The 17057-nt window shown below is 42.8% G+C and carries 17 protein-coding genes; 4 read left to right on the top strand and 13 right to left on the bottom strand.

What is annotated here, in order from left to right:
• Positions 1-20: 20 nt before the first annotated feature.
• From DF182_RS07340 to DF182_RS07370, 7 genes are all read right to left on the bottom strand, one after another.
• Positions 21-2321, bottom strand: a complete 2301-nt coding sequence (locus tag DF182_RS07340; protein ID WP_161964081.1) for a mechanosensitive ion channel family protein — start codon at positions 2319-2321, stop codon at positions 21-23.
• A gap of 306 nt (positions 2322-2627) precedes the next feature.
• Positions 2628-3218, bottom strand: coding sequence for a dihydrofolate reductase family protein (locus DF182_RS07345; protein ID WP_113615001.1), 591 nt, complete (start codon positions 3216-3218; stop codon positions 2628-2630).
• 93 nt (positions 3219-3311) lie between these two features.
• On the bottom strand, positions 3312-3932 hold the full coding sequence (locus tag DF182_RS07350; RefSeq protein WP_113615002.1) for a dihydrofolate reductase family protein: 621 nt from the start codon (positions 3930-3932) through the stop codon (positions 3312-3314).
• Between the two features lie 325 nt (positions 3933-4257).
• Positions 4258-5148, bottom strand: coding sequence for a dienelactone hydrolase family protein (locus DF182_RS07355; protein ID WP_113615003.1), 891 nt, complete (start codon positions 5146-5148; stop codon positions 4258-4260).
• 23 nt (positions 5149-5171) lie between these two features.
• Positions 5172-5801 carry an NAD(P)H-dependent oxidoreductase gene (locus DF182_RS07360; protein WP_113615004.1) on the bottom strand — a complete coding sequence of 210 codons (630 nt, stop codon included), beginning with the start codon at positions 5799-5801 and terminating at the stop codon, positions 5172-5174.
• Between the two features lie 95 nt (positions 5802-5896).
• Positions 5897-6019, bottom strand: a complete 123-nt coding sequence (locus DF182_RS32845) for a DMT family transporter (protein WP_113615005.1) — start codon at positions 6017-6019, stop codon at positions 5897-5899.
• A gap of 35 nt (positions 6020-6054) precedes the next feature.
• Positions 6055-6693: a Crp/Fnr family transcriptional regulator gene (locus DF182_RS07370; RefSeq protein WP_245957386.1), complete on the bottom strand. Its 639-nt coding sequence runs from the start codon at positions 6691-6693 to the stop codon at positions 6055-6057.
• 185 nt (positions 6694-6878) lie between these two features.
• On the opposite strand from DF182_RS07370, the gene DF182_RS07375 reads away from it, so the two are divergent.
• The gene (locus tag DF182_RS07375) at positions 6879-7916 is read left to right on the top strand and encodes a sulfite exporter TauE/SafE family protein (protein ID WP_113615007.1); all 1038 of its coding nucleotides are present in this window, start codon (positions 6879-6881) and stop codon (positions 7914-7916) included.
• Between the two features lie 121 nt (positions 7917-8037).
• Here the strand turns inward: DF182_RS07375 and DF182_RS07380 are convergent, their stop codons facing one another.
• Positions 8038-9081, bottom strand: a complete 1044-nt coding sequence (locus tag DF182_RS07380) for an endo alpha-1,4 polygalactosaminidase (RefSeq protein WP_113615008.1) — start codon at positions 9079-9081, stop codon at positions 8038-8040.
• A gap of 208 nt (positions 9082-9289) precedes the next feature.
• On the opposite strand from DF182_RS07380, the gene DF182_RS07385 reads away from it, so the two are divergent.
• A complete protein-coding gene (locus tag DF182_RS07385; RefSeq protein WP_211327073.1) occupies positions 9290-9760 on the top strand; it encodes a pyrophosphohydrolase domain-containing protein in 471 nt (156 codons plus the stop codon).
• A 36-nt stretch (positions 9761-9796) separates the two neighbouring features.
• Here the strand turns inward: DF182_RS07385 and DF182_RS07390 are convergent, their stop codons facing one another.
• From DF182_RS07390 to DF182_RS07400, 3 genes are all read right to left on the bottom strand, one after another.
• Positions 9797-10438, bottom strand: a complete 642-nt coding sequence (locus DF182_RS07390; protein WP_211327074.1) for a GNAT family N-acetyltransferase — start codon at positions 10436-10438, stop codon at positions 9797-9799.
• Between the two features lie 149 nt (positions 10439-10587).
• Positions 10588-10986 (bottom strand): DUF1801 domain-containing protein, encoded by a 399-nt coding sequence (locus DF182_RS07395; protein WP_113615010.1) that lies wholly within the window; start codon positions 10984-10986, stop codon positions 10588-10590.
• A gap of 84 nt (positions 10987-11070) precedes the next feature.
• Positions 11071-12039, bottom strand: coding sequence for a dimethylarginine dimethylaminohydrolase family protein (locus tag DF182_RS07400; RefSeq protein WP_113616803.1), 969 nt, complete (start codon positions 12037-12039; stop codon positions 11071-11073).
• A gap of 391 nt (positions 12040-12430) precedes the next feature.
• Between DF182_RS07400 and DF182_RS07405 the strand changes: the two genes are divergently transcribed.
• Complete coding sequence (locus DF182_RS07405) at positions 12431-13537, top strand: TIGR03118 family protein (protein WP_161964082.1); 1107 nt, start codon at positions 12431-12433, stop codon at positions 13535-13537.
• A 139-nt stretch (positions 13538-13676) separates the two neighbouring features.
• Positions 13677-14786, top strand: coding sequence for a TIGR03118 family protein (locus tag DF182_RS07410; protein ID WP_113615012.1), 1110 nt, complete (start codon positions 13677-13679; stop codon positions 14784-14786).
• 59 nt (positions 14787-14845) lie between these two features.
• Here the strand turns inward: DF182_RS07410 and DF182_RS07415 are convergent, their stop codons facing one another.
• Both DF182_RS07415 and DF182_RS07420 read right to left on the bottom strand, forming a co-directional pair.
• A complete protein-coding gene (locus DF182_RS07415; protein ID WP_113615013.1) occupies positions 14846-15331 on the bottom strand; it encodes an anthrone oxygenase family protein in 486 nt (161 codons plus the stop codon).
• A gap of 117 nt (positions 15332-15448) precedes the next feature.
• Positions 15449-17047, bottom strand: a complete 1599-nt coding sequence (locus DF182_RS07420; RefSeq protein WP_113615014.1) for a RagB/SusD family nutrient uptake outer membrane protein — start codon at positions 17045-17047, stop codon at positions 15449-15451.
• Positions 17048-17057 lie beyond the last annotated feature (10 nt).

Consider the following 17057-nt stretch of genomic DNA (forward strand, 5'->3'; position numbering starts at 1 on the left):
AATAAATTACTGAAGAAATATTATGACATCGTGATCTCATTATCTTTTAACCGTTGATAGATCTGTTGTAACATACGGCTCTTGAATGTTTCTTCCTGGTGTACATTCTGAATCCATACCTGTAGCTTGAGCGCTACGCTGCTATCATTAATACTCTTCACCAGTAATTCAGGCGCTACTTTGCCGATAATGGCATCCGAACCGGACACTTCTTCCAGGATAATTTTTTTAGCCAGCGGCAATGCTGTGGAAGGAGCAATGGTGAATAGCAGTTCTGTTCGTATATGGTTATTGCTGAGTGTCCAGTTAATCAGTTTGGAAGATAACAGATCGCCATTAGGTACAGTGACTTCTGCGCCTTCTGTGGTTATCATTCTGCTGGACCGGATGCCAATATCTTTTACCCGGCCTTTCTGCCCGGCTACTTCTACAAAGTCGCCGATCTTCAGCGGGCGTTCAAAGATGAGGATCACACCTGACACGAGGTTGTTTACAATATTCTGTAACCCCAAACCAATACCTACGCCCAGGGCACCGAGTACCACGGTAATCTTGTCCATCGGTAAACCGGAAGCCGCGATGGCAATCAGAAAACCAGTTACCAGTACCAGCAGTCGTAACAGTAATAACCGGGTACTTTTCTCTTTTACTTCACCCACGAGGTCATCCTCTGTCTCTCCAAAAAAATAACCGATATACTTCTGGAAAAGATTGGAAATTAACAGAATCACAAAGAACAGCAGAATATTACCCAATGTAAAAGAAGTATTGCCAATAATTCTGGGTGCAGTAATCATGCTGCTGACATTACTATATAATTCATTGTAGATATTCAGATTGGTGGTAAACACCATCAGCCATAATACCACAACCAGTACCACCAGTATTTTGTGTAGTCCTCCGCGCACTTTTTCAAAGTCAAACCGGGCAGTAATACCACCTGCTATCCGGCTGGCCTGCATCTGGAGGTAAAAGGCTTCTTCCACGATCTGTATAAACACTGTGAGGCCAATGATCTGCAATAAACCGGCGATCGCAGCAGTACTATATACCTGAGCTATACTTAAACGGCCATACAGGTTGAACAGTGCCGCCAGTACATTCAAAACAACGAAGATCATAGACACAATTCTAACCAGCTTTCCGGCAGATAAATTTTTGTAGATGCGGAAATAAATAAACAAGCCGGTTATTACGGATAAAACATTCAGTACCAGCATCCATATCCGGACACGCACATCCGGTACAACCACTGCCGCGGTTGCCGTTGTAAGCAGGTATAGTACAAAAATGGCGATCCAGTAAACAAACATCCGGCGTTCCCAATTGCGCCAGAACAAGATGGTCAGTAAAAACAGTAAAAAGGACTGCAGCGAATCTATATAAGCCGACGGTGCATTCAGGTCAAAGAAAGAGGCGATATTAAGAATGACCACCAACGTTCCTAAAACAGGAAGCGCCCGCAGATACTTTATATAGGGCGGCTGCAGCAATTCGCTTCTGTCAGCCTTTTTTATTCTTCTGAATTGTTTATTCACCCGGAAGAAAAATACCAGTCCTATCAACAACATCCATAACCAGGTATTGGAATGGTTACGGGTATAATAATTCAGTATTTTTCCCAATCCCTCAAATGATTTGGAAGATTGCTGCGTCAGCGTAGCAGCAGAGGAATCAGTACGGCCTTTATCTTCCCACAGGTAATTATACTCTTTACTGAAAGACTTGATACTAAAAATCCGTAACTGTTCATTGACCTTATTCTCCAGTTCTATCGCTTTAAAATAACTGCCTGAAATACCGGCCTGCAATACGGAAATCTTATCCAGATGCTGTGTGGTGGCTTTCTGTGCCTCAACCCATTTTCCTTTTAATTCTTTTAACTCAGGCAGGTAAAACTTCCGGAAAGTAGTGTCTGCTTTGATTTGTTTTACAAAGGAATCTTTGGTAAAGGCCATCATCTCTGCATTCATCCTCATCAGTTCCTTGTTGTAGTCGAACAACCGGGAGCGCCAGTCGTCCAGATGTTCCCGCATATCAGCCAGCAATACACGGAACATTTGCAGGTTGCGGATATTTAAAACTTTATTGTACAGCCTCAGGTTATCTTCAATGGTTTGCAGATTGGATTTTATTTCAGGAAGTTCTCCCTCCATACCACGTGTATCAAATCCCCGGGAGGTGATATCATTAATGCGGTTGAGCGTGTTGTGGAGCTCCTCCATCCGTATCAACAGGCTGTCGGCACTTAGCTTCACGGGGCCGGGCGCAGCTGCGGCGACAGAGTCTTTTCCGGGTTGGGCGTTACCCGCGATTCCCAAAAAATTAAAACAGCACAGGAAAACAAGTAATACTGATATCCCTTTCGTGCATGTACCATGCATTGATTTTGTCATGTGTCTATTGGCAATAATATCCCATTCAAAAGCATACGCCCTGACGGGAAAGTTAAACAAGCTTTAACAGAGGTGACGGGTTATGGGGAGAAATTAAAAAGCGAAATAAAGATAACAATATTTTTGCATATCTTCCTATTTTATCTGAATTAAATATAGCTGGTTGAGGGGATGATTACTTTTTCCGGTTTAGCTGTAGGGGTGATTGATAAATTCCTACGCATGGCAAAATCATTTAGAATATTGATTAACAATAACTCCACATGAAAATGAGGTGGATTTTATCAGTTTTAAATGTTTCGATTTTTTAAAAATGGATAAACCGCTTCCCAGGGCAACAGGGTTTACAATTAAATGGTACTCATCAATCAGATCTTCATTTATCAGGTTAGAAACAAGTGTTGCACCGCCATAGACAATTATATCACCGGCTTCAGATTTTTTCAATGTCGTGATGCTATCCTTTAAATCACCATTTAAAATATCGGTCTTACTCCACCCTCCAGGTATTTCAACATCTTTAGTCAAAGTAGTTGAAATTACATACTTAGAAGCATTATCGATATGATGGGCAAAATTGTACTGCTTATCATTTTGTCTAGAAGCAACATCATGCCAATGTGCATTAAAACCTTCCTTTGCCATTTGGCTGCTGATAATAATTCTACTGGCGGATTTATTCAGATTGGTATGATACAATTGTAAATCTTCATCCCAATTCCATGCTGGCCCCCAGTTCCAGATCATCCAATCTGTACCACCATTTTTATCTGCTATAAAACCGTCTATACTGATCTGAGTTTCCAGAATGAGTTTGTTCATATATGCCCTATTAATGTTAGCCGGGAAAAAATTCCCATCTAATTTAAATAAATCAATTGAAAGAATTCCAAAATTCTATAAGGGCCGGTTTGTTTATTTCTTCGTCAATTTATACCTCAGGTGTGTGGTCAATTCCGATGGTATTACTTCCATAATTTGAATATCATATTTATCTTTATCAATCCCATCAAACAGTCGGATACCACTTCCTAAAAAAAGCGGGGCAATATGAATAAAAAATTCGTCCACAAGCCCTGCATTAAGAAATTGTTGAATAGTATCCGCACCACCTTGTATTCTTATGTCTTTTCCTTTGGCTGATTGTCTTGCTTTTTCCAATGCACTTTGTATTCCGTCATTGATGAAATAAAAAGTTGTTGTTCCTTTTTGAACCCAGGGTTCCCGTTTTTCGTGTGTCAGCACATAAACATCTGCTTTGTATAAATCTTCTGCCCAATGGACTTCACCTTCTTCAAACATCCGTTTTCCCATAATGTAAGACCCGGTTCTTGCAAACACATCATCAATCAATTTACTGTCTGCACCATATTCTTCACCACCCTCCTTATTGATGTGTTTCCAAAATGCTTTTTGTTTAAACATCCAGTTATGAATTGCTTGTCCATTGTCGCCCATTGGGTTGCTTGGACTCCTGCTATCACCTGCGAAAAAGCCATCAAGTGATATTCCGCTGTTAAAGATAATTTTGCTCATAATTTTTAATGTTTTGTGTTTATTAAGATATGTCAACAAAAAATCGGCGGGTGATTGAATAAAAAGATGTTGTTAGGTTACCTATACAAGCAGGTAAACAGACATACAGCAATATACAACATCAGAATGAATTTCAGTAAATTCTATCGTATATACAAACAGTTCTTTTAGGATGAGGCGTATCGGTATGGAAGCCTTAGATATTGACCAGGAGAACTTGTTATGGAGTAAGATCATGCAGATGACGAAGATAGCCAGAGAGCGGACGCATAAAGCAGCCGGAGATAATTACTCCAGCTGCTTTTCCATTTTTTTCAATCGAGAATCACTTTCCCAGCTTTTCAGTAAAGAAAGCAATCGTACGTTTCCATGCCAATTCAGCATCTGCTTTGCTGTAGCGTGGTGTGGTATCGTTGTGAAAACCATGATGTGTGCCCGGATAATGATAAACCGTATAGTCCTTTCCGTTATCTTTTAATGCTTTTTCATAGGCAGCCCAACCGCTGTTGATACTAGCATCGGATTCTGCATAATGCAACTGAAGCGCCGCTTTGATATGCGGCACTTCCGCCAAAGGCGCCTGGGCGCCATAAAAAGGAACTGCTGCCAGCAAATCGGGGACTCTGGCCGCCAGCATATTGGAAATCCAGCCACCGAAACAAAAGCCTACTACACCTATCTTTCCGTTGCAATACTCCTGTTTCTTCAGGCATTCGAAGCCTGCTATGAAGTCTTCCAGCATTTCGTCCGGCTTCCTTTGGTTATGGAGGGCACGGCCATCATCATCATTTCCGGGATAACCACCCAAAGGACTTAATGCGTCCGGCGCCAGACTGATAAAACCAGCCAAAGCAGCACGTCTGGCTACATCTTCGATGTGTGGGTTCAGTCCTCTGTTTTCGTGTACGACCAGTATGCCCGGTAATTTTTTCTGATTGCCGGCAGGCATACACAACAGCGCTTTTATAGTCCCTCCTCCTTTGGGAGAAGGATAGCTGATATATTCCGTAACAATGCGCGGATCATCCGGCTTTATCTGTATGGCATCTTTGTAATCAGGCATCAAAAAAGTAACCAGTGATGCAACCGTCCATCCATCGACAGCATAGGTGGACAACTTTTCCGTAAACTCCTCCTTGCTTAAACGATTGTGTGCGTAATCATTGTATAATTCAAAAACTGCCGGGTTGATATCTTCTTTATTAAGCTTTTTCATAAGCATATATTTTAAACATGTTTTCAGATTTCTTCAAAGAGTAATCCGGCAGGTTTTCTTACTTTCGGATTATACTGTACTTTATCTTCGGCGCTTCTGTAGCCGGTTGCAGCAATCACACAGGCATTGAGTCCCTTTTCTTCCAGCCTTAAAATAGTGTTGTAATGTTTTGGTTCAAAACCTTCCATCGGACATGCATCGATCTTTAAATCGGCACAAGCTGTTAGTAAAGACCCCAACGCAAGATAGGTTTGATTCTTCAACCAGTTGGCCGTTTGTTCCGGCGTTTTTTCAGCGATCTTTGCTTTCAGCGATGCGCCGTTAGCTGCAGCCCTATCCGTGTCCATATGCAATATGCCGGATTTGGTGCGGATGTAATCATCAATATATTCATCCTTCACCATTGAATAATTACAGAATACAAAGAGATGCGAACAGTCCGTAATCTGATGCTGCTGCTGAGAAATGGGCTTCAACATCTCTTTCAGCTCCTGGCTGGCGATGATGATCACTTTGTAAAGCTGCAGCCCGTATGGGGATGGAGTTAATTGAATACTTCTTTTCAAAAGATCCAGCTCTGTCCGGGAAATTTTCCGGGTGGTGTCAAATTTTTTGGTGGCATACCGCCATTCCATATTTTTAATGAAATCCATTGTACTGGCTATTGGATAAATCTGTTTGAAATACAGTTTACTTTGAACTAATTAAAATTATTCCTATTAACATAGCCGTGACGCCGATTGTTTTCTCATGAAATAGAGGCAAGGACCGGCATTTTGAGCAATGAACCTAACCTGGCATTAAAACCAGCCTGTATAGCCAGACAAACACCTCCAAAAAAAGCTATTGCGGAAACAAAATATTGATTCATAGGGCAAAATTATCCCTAAGCATCTTCATTGTTCTTTACATATGTTGAGTGGAATCTTTTTCCCTTAAATCCTTCCGGATACGACTTAATTGTGTGGGGGTAATAGCCAGGTGTGATGCGATATGTTGTAATGGAATTCTTTTGTCTATATCCGGATATGCAGCCAGCAGCTTCTGATATCTGGTGGTGGCATTTTCCATTACCAGGGAAATTTCTCTTTGTTCTTTATCTATGATCCAGTTTTTCTCGAGATAGGCGATATAAAAACGCTTCAGCTCATCATTGTTATAGATGAGCTCTTTATACTGGCTATAATTCATTCTGATAATGGTCGTATCTTCAATAGCCTGCAGCGTAAATTCAGACGGGGCTTTTAACAATGCAGAGACAGCTGATCCGGCAAACTGTCTTTCCAGAAAGATGTTTTTATTATAGGTATTTCCCTGATCATCTGTAAAAAAAGCAATCATAGCTCCCTGACAAATGAAGTTAAGGTGTTTGGAAACCTGTCCGGTATTTAACAGTATCTCGCCTTTATCTAACCGGTGAAAACTGATAATATCCTTCAACAGCTGAAAAGCAGTATCCGAAATCGGATAATATGTCAGGAGCTTTTCCCTGAACTCAGCTAAATATTTTTCTTCTTCGGTCATGAATATCCTTCTGGCAGCCAATTTACGGGATTTATCTGTGTATATTGTTGTAATATATAATATTACGATTATTCATTTTTCTTTTTTCAGATAGTTGGATTACTGCTTCATATTTCCTCCAAAATCATGTGCCACCTTTGCAGTAATTATTTAACCAGAAGCTCTGGAAAAACAATACCCTGGGGTTTTAAAAAGTTTGAGAACAGATGTTAGTGTTGTTGTTAATCGTTTTTATCTGTAGTTTTTTAGCATTTGCAATAAGTGCTATTTGTGGTGGTGGAGCAGGGTTAATCATGCTCCCGATCCTTGGAAGGCTGTTACCTGTTGCACAGGTGCCGGCTGCATTATCTATTGGCACATTTACCAGTTCTGCATCAAGATTATATGTTTTTAGAAAAAATATTTGTTGGCCTATCGTTCGGTATTTTGTGCCTGCGGCGTTACCTGCGGTTGGGCTCGGTGTCTTACTCCTGAAATTTATTAATCCATTGTATCTGGAAATTGCGATGGGACTTTTTTTAATTGGCAATCTTCCATTTGTTTTCAGGAAGAAGACTGAGGAGAATGACCAGACAGAGAAGCCAGGTAATTTTACATTGTCGATGATTGGCTTTTCTGCGGGATTTTTATCTGGTTTAACTGGTGCAGTAGGACTGTTGTTCAATAAGTTTTATATGCGCTATGGCCTTAAAAAAGAGGAAATTGTTGCTACCAGGGCAGCAAATGAAATTATCCTGCATCTGATTAAAATTATTCTATATGCCATCTTTGGATTAATATCTGCAAAAGTTATATGGATAGGCGCCGTGGTGGCTATAGCAGCTGTTGTCTCCTCCTGGACAATGAAATGGATATTACCTTTCCTGAGTGAATTTGTATTCAAAAAGGTCGGATATATTGCCATGGTATTATCTGGTGTTGTGATGCTGTTTCAATCCGTATCGGCCTTTGCTCATGACAATCAGGTGAATTTATCTACCAGTGTGGATTCAAATGGGGTTCAAGCAAAAATTAAATGGCAGAAAAGGGGATACGCATTTGAATATAAGTATGATGAAGGATATGAATTTGAAAGGATTATTCCATTCGAAAAATTAACGGAAGAGCAAAAGTCATATATCCTGGAAAGAAACAAAATTGCTGATAAAATAATTGTTGAAGAAGTTTATCATAAGGACGGAAAATCATTTGAGGCGAATTATTTTTATGGAAACAACCAGGTTGACAAAATCAATTTTGATTAAAGCATAGGTAAGTTTTGAAGGGGGTGGGTAAACAAAGATTAAAAAACAGATCCACCCAAAACGACAAAGCCGCATACATCTTTCGATATATGCGGCTTTTTTGTCTTTTACCCGAAGCGCCTTAGCGTTTTATGATTGTATTGGGATGTTCTTCCCAGTATCCGGAAGCGTCTACCGGATCGAGGTAGGTACCATCAAATCCTGCATCGAGTATTTTCTGCGTATAGGAGTTGGCGTTACCATAAATAAAGGCTTTCCATTCCGGCATCCAGAAGCGTACGTTATAGTTGCCTCCCCAATCAGGGTCCAGATCGCCAAACCATGCTGGCTTATTGTTGAGCCATGACGGATTCCAGTACCAGCGGTAATCCTCTGCCTGTCCTATGCTCATGTAGGCCAGCACCAAGCGTTTGGCGCCATTTTTTTTCACCTTAAGTGAATTGACCTGATCTTTTGTCCAGGTAACGCTTTCATTATCAAGCTGAAAAGCGTCAATAATCAGTACGTCGTAGTTGGTAGCTTTCAGATTGTTGAGGTACTGGTTATTGGTTGGATGGATCAGGTAGAGAAAGTTTTTAGCATCAGCGAGTGTGTTGATGTTGTTTACATTCTCATGATAAGGAGCGCCGGCTGGTATGACTTTCAGTTCACGGCTGGGCGTTGCAAAAGAGATAAAGCCATTTTTCTCATTCTTCTGGTAAGAAGCGGTTACTTTCGTTGCAGTGCTGCAGTAGTCTGTAGTAAGAACCGTGAGTTTGTTGGCAGTACCAATTTTAAGTAGGTTTACCCATGCATTGGTGACATTGGAGGGGGTTACTGAGTCGTCATTATTTTCATAACCATAGTATAACTCTTCTCTTCCAATGCCATCGAGGGCTTTGAGGTAGTTAGCCGCAACAGGGCCGGCAGGACTTCCATTGGTAGTGATCAGCTCCGTACTGTTTTGTGCTACCACAATAAATCCGGGTTTCTGTGCACGTGCCCAGGCGCTGATATCCTGGATAAAGGTGCGCAGTTCCTGGCGGTAGTCGATCAGTTCCGTTTTGGGAGATGTCTTACTGACATCTTTGTTGCTGCTGTTTTCTGATAATTCTTTTTTGCTACATGATGTGAGGCCAAGCAGGCAGATCATGATGAGGGCAAGGTTGCTACAAATTGAACGCATGGTGTTTGGGTTTCGGTTTAAGGATTTTAAGGTTTTTCAGTATTAATAACGGGTAAAAAATATTATCCCTCTGGTTTCCTTATTAAAGATGCATTAAAATTTTTATAACGATATCATATATTATTCGCATTTGTTGGTATCTATGGCATCCCATTAAATTTCAGGATAAGCCCTATATTTGAGCCCTTGTTTACTTTTAATTCAATTAATGATGGAAGATGTAAAAGCGCTCAATAAAGTGGCCGAGTTTCATACCACCTTTAAACACCCGATTGAAAAGACACCTGTTATTCCCGATCAGCAAAGATGTGATTTAAGAGTATCGCTTATAAGTGAAGAATTAAATGAATTACAGCAGGCAATTGCAGATAAAAACATTGTTGAAATTGCAGATGCTTTATGCGACCTGCAATATGTGTTAGCCGGGGCTATCCTGGAGTTTGGATTAGGTGAAAAATTTAATACGCTGTTCAGTGAAGTGCATCGGTCCAACATGAGTAAGGCATGCAAAACCATTGAAGAAGCCGAAAAAACCATTGAGCATTATAAGACTCATCACAACACAGATTGTTACTATAATAAAGTAGACGACCTGTATCTTGTTTACAGAAAATCTGATAACAAAACACTGAAATCTGTTAATTATTCGGCAGCTGAGCTTAATAACATTTTAGTTTAAACCGATGATGTTATCATCGGTTTAAACTAAAATGACTCAGTCTCCGGAGTCGGGAAATATCGTATCCCATTTTGCAAACAAAGTTAAACCGGTTGATTTAGCCAGTGCCACGGAAGCCAGATTATCCAGCTGGCACCGGTACTGTGGCTCATATCCGTTTTCAAGGGCATATTGGCAGATGGCACGCACTACCTGACGGGCGTGTCCTCTTCCTCTGAAAGCATCGAGTGTCAGCACACCCAGGTCCATGATCTTTGTATCTCCCCAGGCGTATATGCTGGCTGCACAAGCCAGTCGATCTTCATCAAAAGCACCAAATACCGCCCAGTGGTCCAGTTCTACATAAGCGCCATCCAGATCTTCTTCGGAAGCCTGGGAGCAAAACGCATCAAAAATCACTTTGTCTTGTGCTGTTAAACGGCGCACGTTAGCTTTCACAGGTTCCTGCAGCAATATCTGTTTCTCTTCTTCCAAAAAATAAAAAAGATAATCAGCACCATGGAGCTGTACATCTGCTTCATTTAGTTTCCGACGGAAGTCCTGAGCTGTTAAATTTTGTTGTGGATGAAGGTCCAGATGATCTGCCAGCGCAGGAGTCAGGGCTACCCTTATCTGGCCGTCGGGCATTTCCAGCACCGTTATGGGGCTATCTTCGTCCAGGTGCGGACTAACAATCACTGTAAACAAGTTATCACTACAGAGAAGGGTTCCGTTCAAAAAGGGCGCCTGCCAGCAGTCAGTTATCGTTTGTGAAAATATAGGCATCATAACCAAATATACGGACTAAATCGTTGTCGTTAGTACAATTGCGTATAGGCGTCTGCGTATTATGCTTTTGCGATCCATTGCTGTATCAACCCTGAAAGCACATCTTTATGCTGATTAATATCAGCTGTACTCTTAAAAGTGGCCACTGCTCTATCATTAGCCCTCCATACCAATAGCCCTGTATCGTCGGATATCAGTTTTTCTTTGGGCATCGCCAGCACTTTTGCCCCGCGATGAAATATCAACTGAATTGCCCGGGGTGGCTGAATTTTCATAGTTATCCTGTCTTTATCGTGCAAGTGATAATTGGGACCATTCCATTTTATATTTTCCATCAATGACGGACAGGTGGTCAAAATCTCCTGCCGCAGTTGTTCGATTTCCTTTCGTAACGGATGTTCCAGATTATCCAGAAATGTTGTTACCTGAGCATTAAGACTTACTTTTTGTTTTGTCATTTTTCCGGCTTAAAAAGGTGTGTGATGTTGTAGAAAAATAGGAAAAAAGTGATACTTTTTAAAGCTGAAGTCTATTATCCGGATTCAACTTTTACGCAACAAGGGTTGAGTGCTGCAACGGAAGGCGCCTCCGAGGCTGCGTGATACCTGGAAATCCACATATTCCACTTTAACTCCGTGTTGAGCGATCTTTTCTCCAATATGCTTAAACACAGGATCGGTCACATATACCTCAGGGCTGATCGGAAGTCCATTGGTGGCCAGCAGGGAGGTTTCTTCAAGGGTAACCGGAATACGGTCCCAGGAGCGTAGTTTTTCTGGCACGCCATCTTTAAAAGCAGCTTCACAAATGACCATCAGACCTTCGCGTATCAGTCCCAGTGCACAGTCCAGATGCAGGATTTCCGGTTGCAGACGTAGCATCTCCAGCGTATAACCATGTGGCTTCAGTAATTTTTCGAGCCAGCGTGCGCCCAGTGCGTTGGAAGCCAGACCAGAGTTACCTACAAAAATATGTTTATCGAGTACAAGCACATCCCCTCCTTCTATAAACGGACCAGGCCCCAGTGTAAGATCGTCGGCTGCAGCCACTTCCGGGCGGGGAGCAGCCACATACATACAGTCTTCCGGATATACATTCTTCAGGATGATATCCCTGATAGGGAGTATTTCCATGCGCCGGTGCAGAAAACGAAGAGAGCCTTCAATGACCAGATTACCGATGGTAAAAAAAGGATCACGGGCAAAAAAGTTAGCGTAACCATCATCACCGGCAGCCCGTTTCTCAGCGGTGGTCAACCGCCGCGGACGCAGCACTTTCACACCGTGTTTTGTCAGTACTGCTTCCAGTGCGATGCGTTCATTTTCCCATGCCTGCTGACTTTCAGGATATGCCTCCGCGTAATCCATACCGGCCTTTTCATACATTTCGGTGAATGCTTCAGGACGTAAAAATTTAAGATCTTCTTCACGAGGCACTTTAGGCATTCCAAATTCCGATTCAGCCAGTACGACCGTTTGCAGCGGGGCAAATTCACTTTCAACAAAAATCATTGCATTAATGATTATTAATGAAGAAAAACATGACTGTATGAATTTACTAAATCCACGGATGCTATCTATCGGAAAAATAAATTTCAGCGGATAGCAACAACAACCATAAAAGTCATAAAAACCGTCCCCATCCTTAGCTTCAAAGAATAATATTTTTTCCAAAGAGTCAACTTTTCCTATCATTTAATCCTTATTTATTCATCTCACCACCCAAATATTTCTGACCCCGAAATAACAAATCCTGCATAGTGATTATGACAGCAGAGATTGGTGTAAGCCCCTTTGAATAAATGTAGCAAGAAAGACAATGCATAATTGCTTAGCGGACCGGTCGATGGAATGATGCTTTCACTCCACCATGCTTAATCCTTCACCTAAAAAACGTAGAGAGATGACAACTTCATTTAAAAAAATGCTGGCAGCAAGACTGGCTGCCGGACCCCATGCTAAAAATGTTCATTCGGGAATAGCGGCCATGCTGGTCATGCTATTAATGATGGCTACCAGCTGTCACAAATGGGACCACCCTGACTGCAGTGACTGTGATTGTTTGTCGAAAGACTACAAACAAACCAACCTTGTTTCTGATACCGCAGGTTTTGGTGCAGGCCGCATTGATCCTAATCTCGTTAATGCCTGGGGCATTGCTGTAAGCTCCAACGGTGCTTTCTGGATTTCAGCCAATGGCAGCGGCGAAAGCGTTATTTATGATAAGGATGGCAATTCACTGAGAGGACCGGTATTCATTCCTTCTCCCTCCGGCCATGGCGCAGGCGCACCTAGCGGTGTAGTATTCAATAGCTCCAGCAGCTTTGATGGCAACCGGTTTATTTTTGCTACAGAAGATGGCACTATTGTAGCCTGGAAATCCGGCGACTCTGCTGTGATTAAGGCAGACCGTTCCGCGTTTAATGCTGTTTACAAAGGTATTACTATCGCGAGTGACAGTGGCAAACTCTATATTTATGCCACCAATTTCCACAATGGAACTGTAGACGTATTTGATACTGCTTTCCACTATATTTCGTACAAACAATTCCGTGATCCGAATATTCCAAACGATTTCGCACCGTTTAATATCAGGAACATCGACGGCTCTATATTTGTGACTTACGCCAAACAGAAACTTCCTGATAAGCATGATGATCAGGCAGGTCCCGGCAATGGATATATCAATATTTTCAGGCCTAATGGCTCCCTTGTAAGAAGGTTTGCTTCTCAGGGTACGCTTAATTCTCCCTGGGGTATTACAGAAGGTTGCAGCGGCGGAATTGGTGATGATGTGATCCTTGTCGGCAACTTCGGCGATGGCCATATCAATGCCTATAAAGAAAATGGCACCTTCCTCGGACAACTCAAGAAAGGTAATGCTCCGCTGAAGATTGATGGATTATGGGCTATTGAAAGTCATATAACCGGTAACGGAAATAAAATCTTTTTCACTGCAGGCCCTCTTGAAGAAACTCATGGCCTCTTTGGTTACATCCTGAAGAATTAACATCCACAATACAGTACATCTACCAGGAATTGCAGCAGCACAGCGGCCGGGCACAGCATAGTTCCCGGCCGTCCTCTTTGATCATTCAGGTTCAGGAAACGATACGATCATTATTCCTTCACTTCTAAAACGCAGCAAGATGACAACTTCATTTAAAAAAATGCTTGCAGCAAGATTGACTGCAGGAACACATCCCGGAAATGTTTATTCAGGAATGGCAGTGATGCTGGTCATGCTTTTAATGATGGTAACCAGTTGCCGCAGATTCGATGGTCATGACTGCAACGATTGTGATTGTTTATCCAAAGATTACAAACAAACCAACCTGGTTGCTGACACCGCTGGTTTCGGTGCGGCTCACATTGATCAAAATCTTCTTAATGCCTGGGGGCTTGCAGTAGGCCCTACCGGAGCTTTCTGGATTTCCTCCAATGGCACCGATCAGAGTGTTATCTATGATAAAGACGGAAACACACTGAGAGCGCCGGTGAGAATCCCTGCATTTTCCGAAAAAGGTGGTTCTGCTCCCAGTGGTGTAGTATTCAACAATACGAACAGCTTTGGCGGGGCCCATTTTATTTTTGCTACAGAAAGTGGCACTATTGTAGCCTGGACATCCGGCGATTCAGGAGTGATAAAGGTCGATCGCTCCAGAACCAATGCTGTTTACAAAGGCATTACTATCGCTAATGATAATGGTTCATTCTATATTTACGCCACTAATTTCCATGATGGCACTGTTGATATATATGACTCCGCGTTCAATCTTATTGTTTACAACGGCATCCATGACCCGAATATTCCAGCTGGTTTCGCACCGTTTAATATCAAGAACATCGACGGTTTACTGTATATTACTTACGCCAAACAGAAACCAGACAAACATGACGACCAGGCTGGCCCCGGTAACGGATATGTAGATGTGTTCAAACCTGATGGCTCTTTTGTAAGAAGGTTTGCTTCCCAGGGTACCCTCAATTCTCCATGGGGTATTACAGAAGGCTGTACCGGCTTTGCCGGGTTGGGAGATGATGTGATTCTGATCGGTAACTTCGGCGATGGCCGTATTAATGCATACAATGAAAATGGTACCTTCCTTGGACAACTCAAGAAAGGGAACGCCCCACTGCAAATCGACGGATTATGGGCACTTGAAAGTCATGTGACGGGTGCCGGGAATAAGATATTTTTCACTGCAGGCCCTAATGGTGAATCACACGGCCTCTTTGGCTACATACAGAAAAACTAATCTCTACAGATAGGGTAGTATACAAGGGCCGGGCGTCGTATGACTCCCGGCCCTTGATTTTAAAAATTCATTTTCAGACAGGCGATGATGACCAGCGTCACTGTTATGATGGCGCCAATGGTACGAACCATATTGAGCCGGTTCCATGGTTTTTCGAAACGGGCGCGTTGTGCAGCTATCTCTGCAGCATCCGCCTGCAGCGATACTTTGTCCAGCGCATTATTGAGCGGTACATTACCGCCCGCGGTTACCCCAAAAACACCCACCAGGTAAATGATAGTCGCTGCCAGCAGATACCAGCCGCTTACAGTTGCACCCTCCCGGAAGACCAGCCAGGTACTTAAAGGCAACAAAAATACCGGACCCATAAAACCAATAAAAAAAACAGGATTGAGGATCGCTCTGTTGATGGACTGCATAGCCGACATATAACAGATATCCGACAAACGGCCCAGCCCCGGATTAACAGAACAGGAATAGGCATAAAAAAGCCCCGCCATCAATGCTGCGGTAAGTGCCGTTATCACTAATAAAAACAAAAGCATAGAAAAGTAACAGGATTTAGGTTGTGTTTAAAGATAAACAACCTATATAAAAAAGGAGGCTGAAATTTCCTGCCATCAGAAAATTTCAGCCTCCTTTTTTTATACTATGCCTGGTTATTACCAGCCTGGTGTTTGTTTGTAAGCGCCGTTGGTACGGGCAATTTCATCCGGGCTGATAGGCCATGCCATATGTTTGTCCGGGTTAAAGTTGCGGGCAGGCCAAACCTCCTTGATGGTATAAGGAGAAGCCGGATCTTCGCGGTTGGCATGGATACGGCCATGCAGCGGAGCGTTGATTTTAGCATAGTCTCCCCATCTTTTAAGATCATGGAAGCGGTCTGTCCACTCACAAGCCAGTTCCACGCGACGTTCGTGTTTAAGATCGTCCATGGTAGGAGTGGCCACAGGCGCGAGTCCTACACGAGCCCTTATTTCATTGAGCGGTGCAGCTGCTTCTCCTGCCCTGCCCTGTTGGATCAGCGCTTCTGCTTTAAACAGCAGGATCTCTGCATAACGGATGAGCGGCAGGTTCAATGTTGTAGTTGGATAATCGGGATCAGAGCTTGCAAAGGTATTGGAAGACATGTCACCATTTGAACCGTGGCTATATGGTTCCATATATTTGTTCATCTGGAAACCAGACAAACTGTTGGTAGAAGTATATAATCTGTCCTGTCCGATATAGGTAAATTTGTCGCCAAATTTCAGAATGGTCACTTCTCTTCTTGGGTCATTGGCTTCATATTCTTCATACAGCTCTTCGGTAGGCTGGAAATAACCCCAACCATTGTACTTAAGCCATCCTTTGTTTTCGAGTACTACACCCGGAAATTCGGAACCGCCCTGAACGCTGGAAGTTACAGACCAGATATATTCAGAAGACCAGTTGTTGGCCACGCTGAAAACAGCCTGGTAGTTATCTTTTGCGCTGGCTTTACCAGTGATGAGGGCACGGTGACCTTCATCGCGGATTTTATCACACAGTGCTGGTACCTGTTGCCATTTGGTTTTGTCGAACTGTGCCCAGTAAGCATATACTTTTACCATGTAGGCCCAGGCAGCAGCTTTATGCGCACGACCTTTATCGGCATCACCATAAGATTCGAACAAAGGCAGCAGGTCTGCTGCTTTCTGCAGGTCGCTGATAATCTGTGCGTAGTTGTCGGTCACAGATGCCAGTTGTGGCGGAATACGTTTGCCATACTCAGCATTTTCCGGTCCGTCAAAAGGCACGCCCTGGTTTTTATGGCCCCACATATAAGCGATCCAGAAATGTGCAAAACCGCGCATAAAATAGGCTTCGCCCAGTGATTGTTTTTTTACGGCATCCGATACATTCACTGCAGACTGAATACCCTGAATGGTCTGGTTGGCTTTGCTGATAGTACCATACAAGCGATTCCATCCTTCAGTGAGGTAACCTTCGCGGCCGCTGGGAATAAAATTCTTGATATTTTCTCCATCAGCTTTTACCCTGCCTATGATCACGTCATCGCTGGCATCCTGTACCCAGAAGAGATCCCTTCCCCAGGTTTGTTCACTTTTCATTTCGATATACAGCGCAGCAGTGGCTTTACGGAGATCATTATCGCTTTGCCAGAAGAATGCTGAAGAAGGAGCGCCATTAGGTTTGGTATCTACCCATTTATTGGTACAGCCACTTCCGCCGGCCATCAGCGCTATCAGAACGGGTATATAAATATTTCTCTTTTTCATGATTGTTGAG

It is taken from the genome of Chitinophaga flava, assembly GCF_003308995.1.
GTDB classification, from domain to species: Bacteria; Bacteroidota; Bacteroidia; order Chitinophagales; family Chitinophagaceae; genus Chitinophaga; species Chitinophaga flava.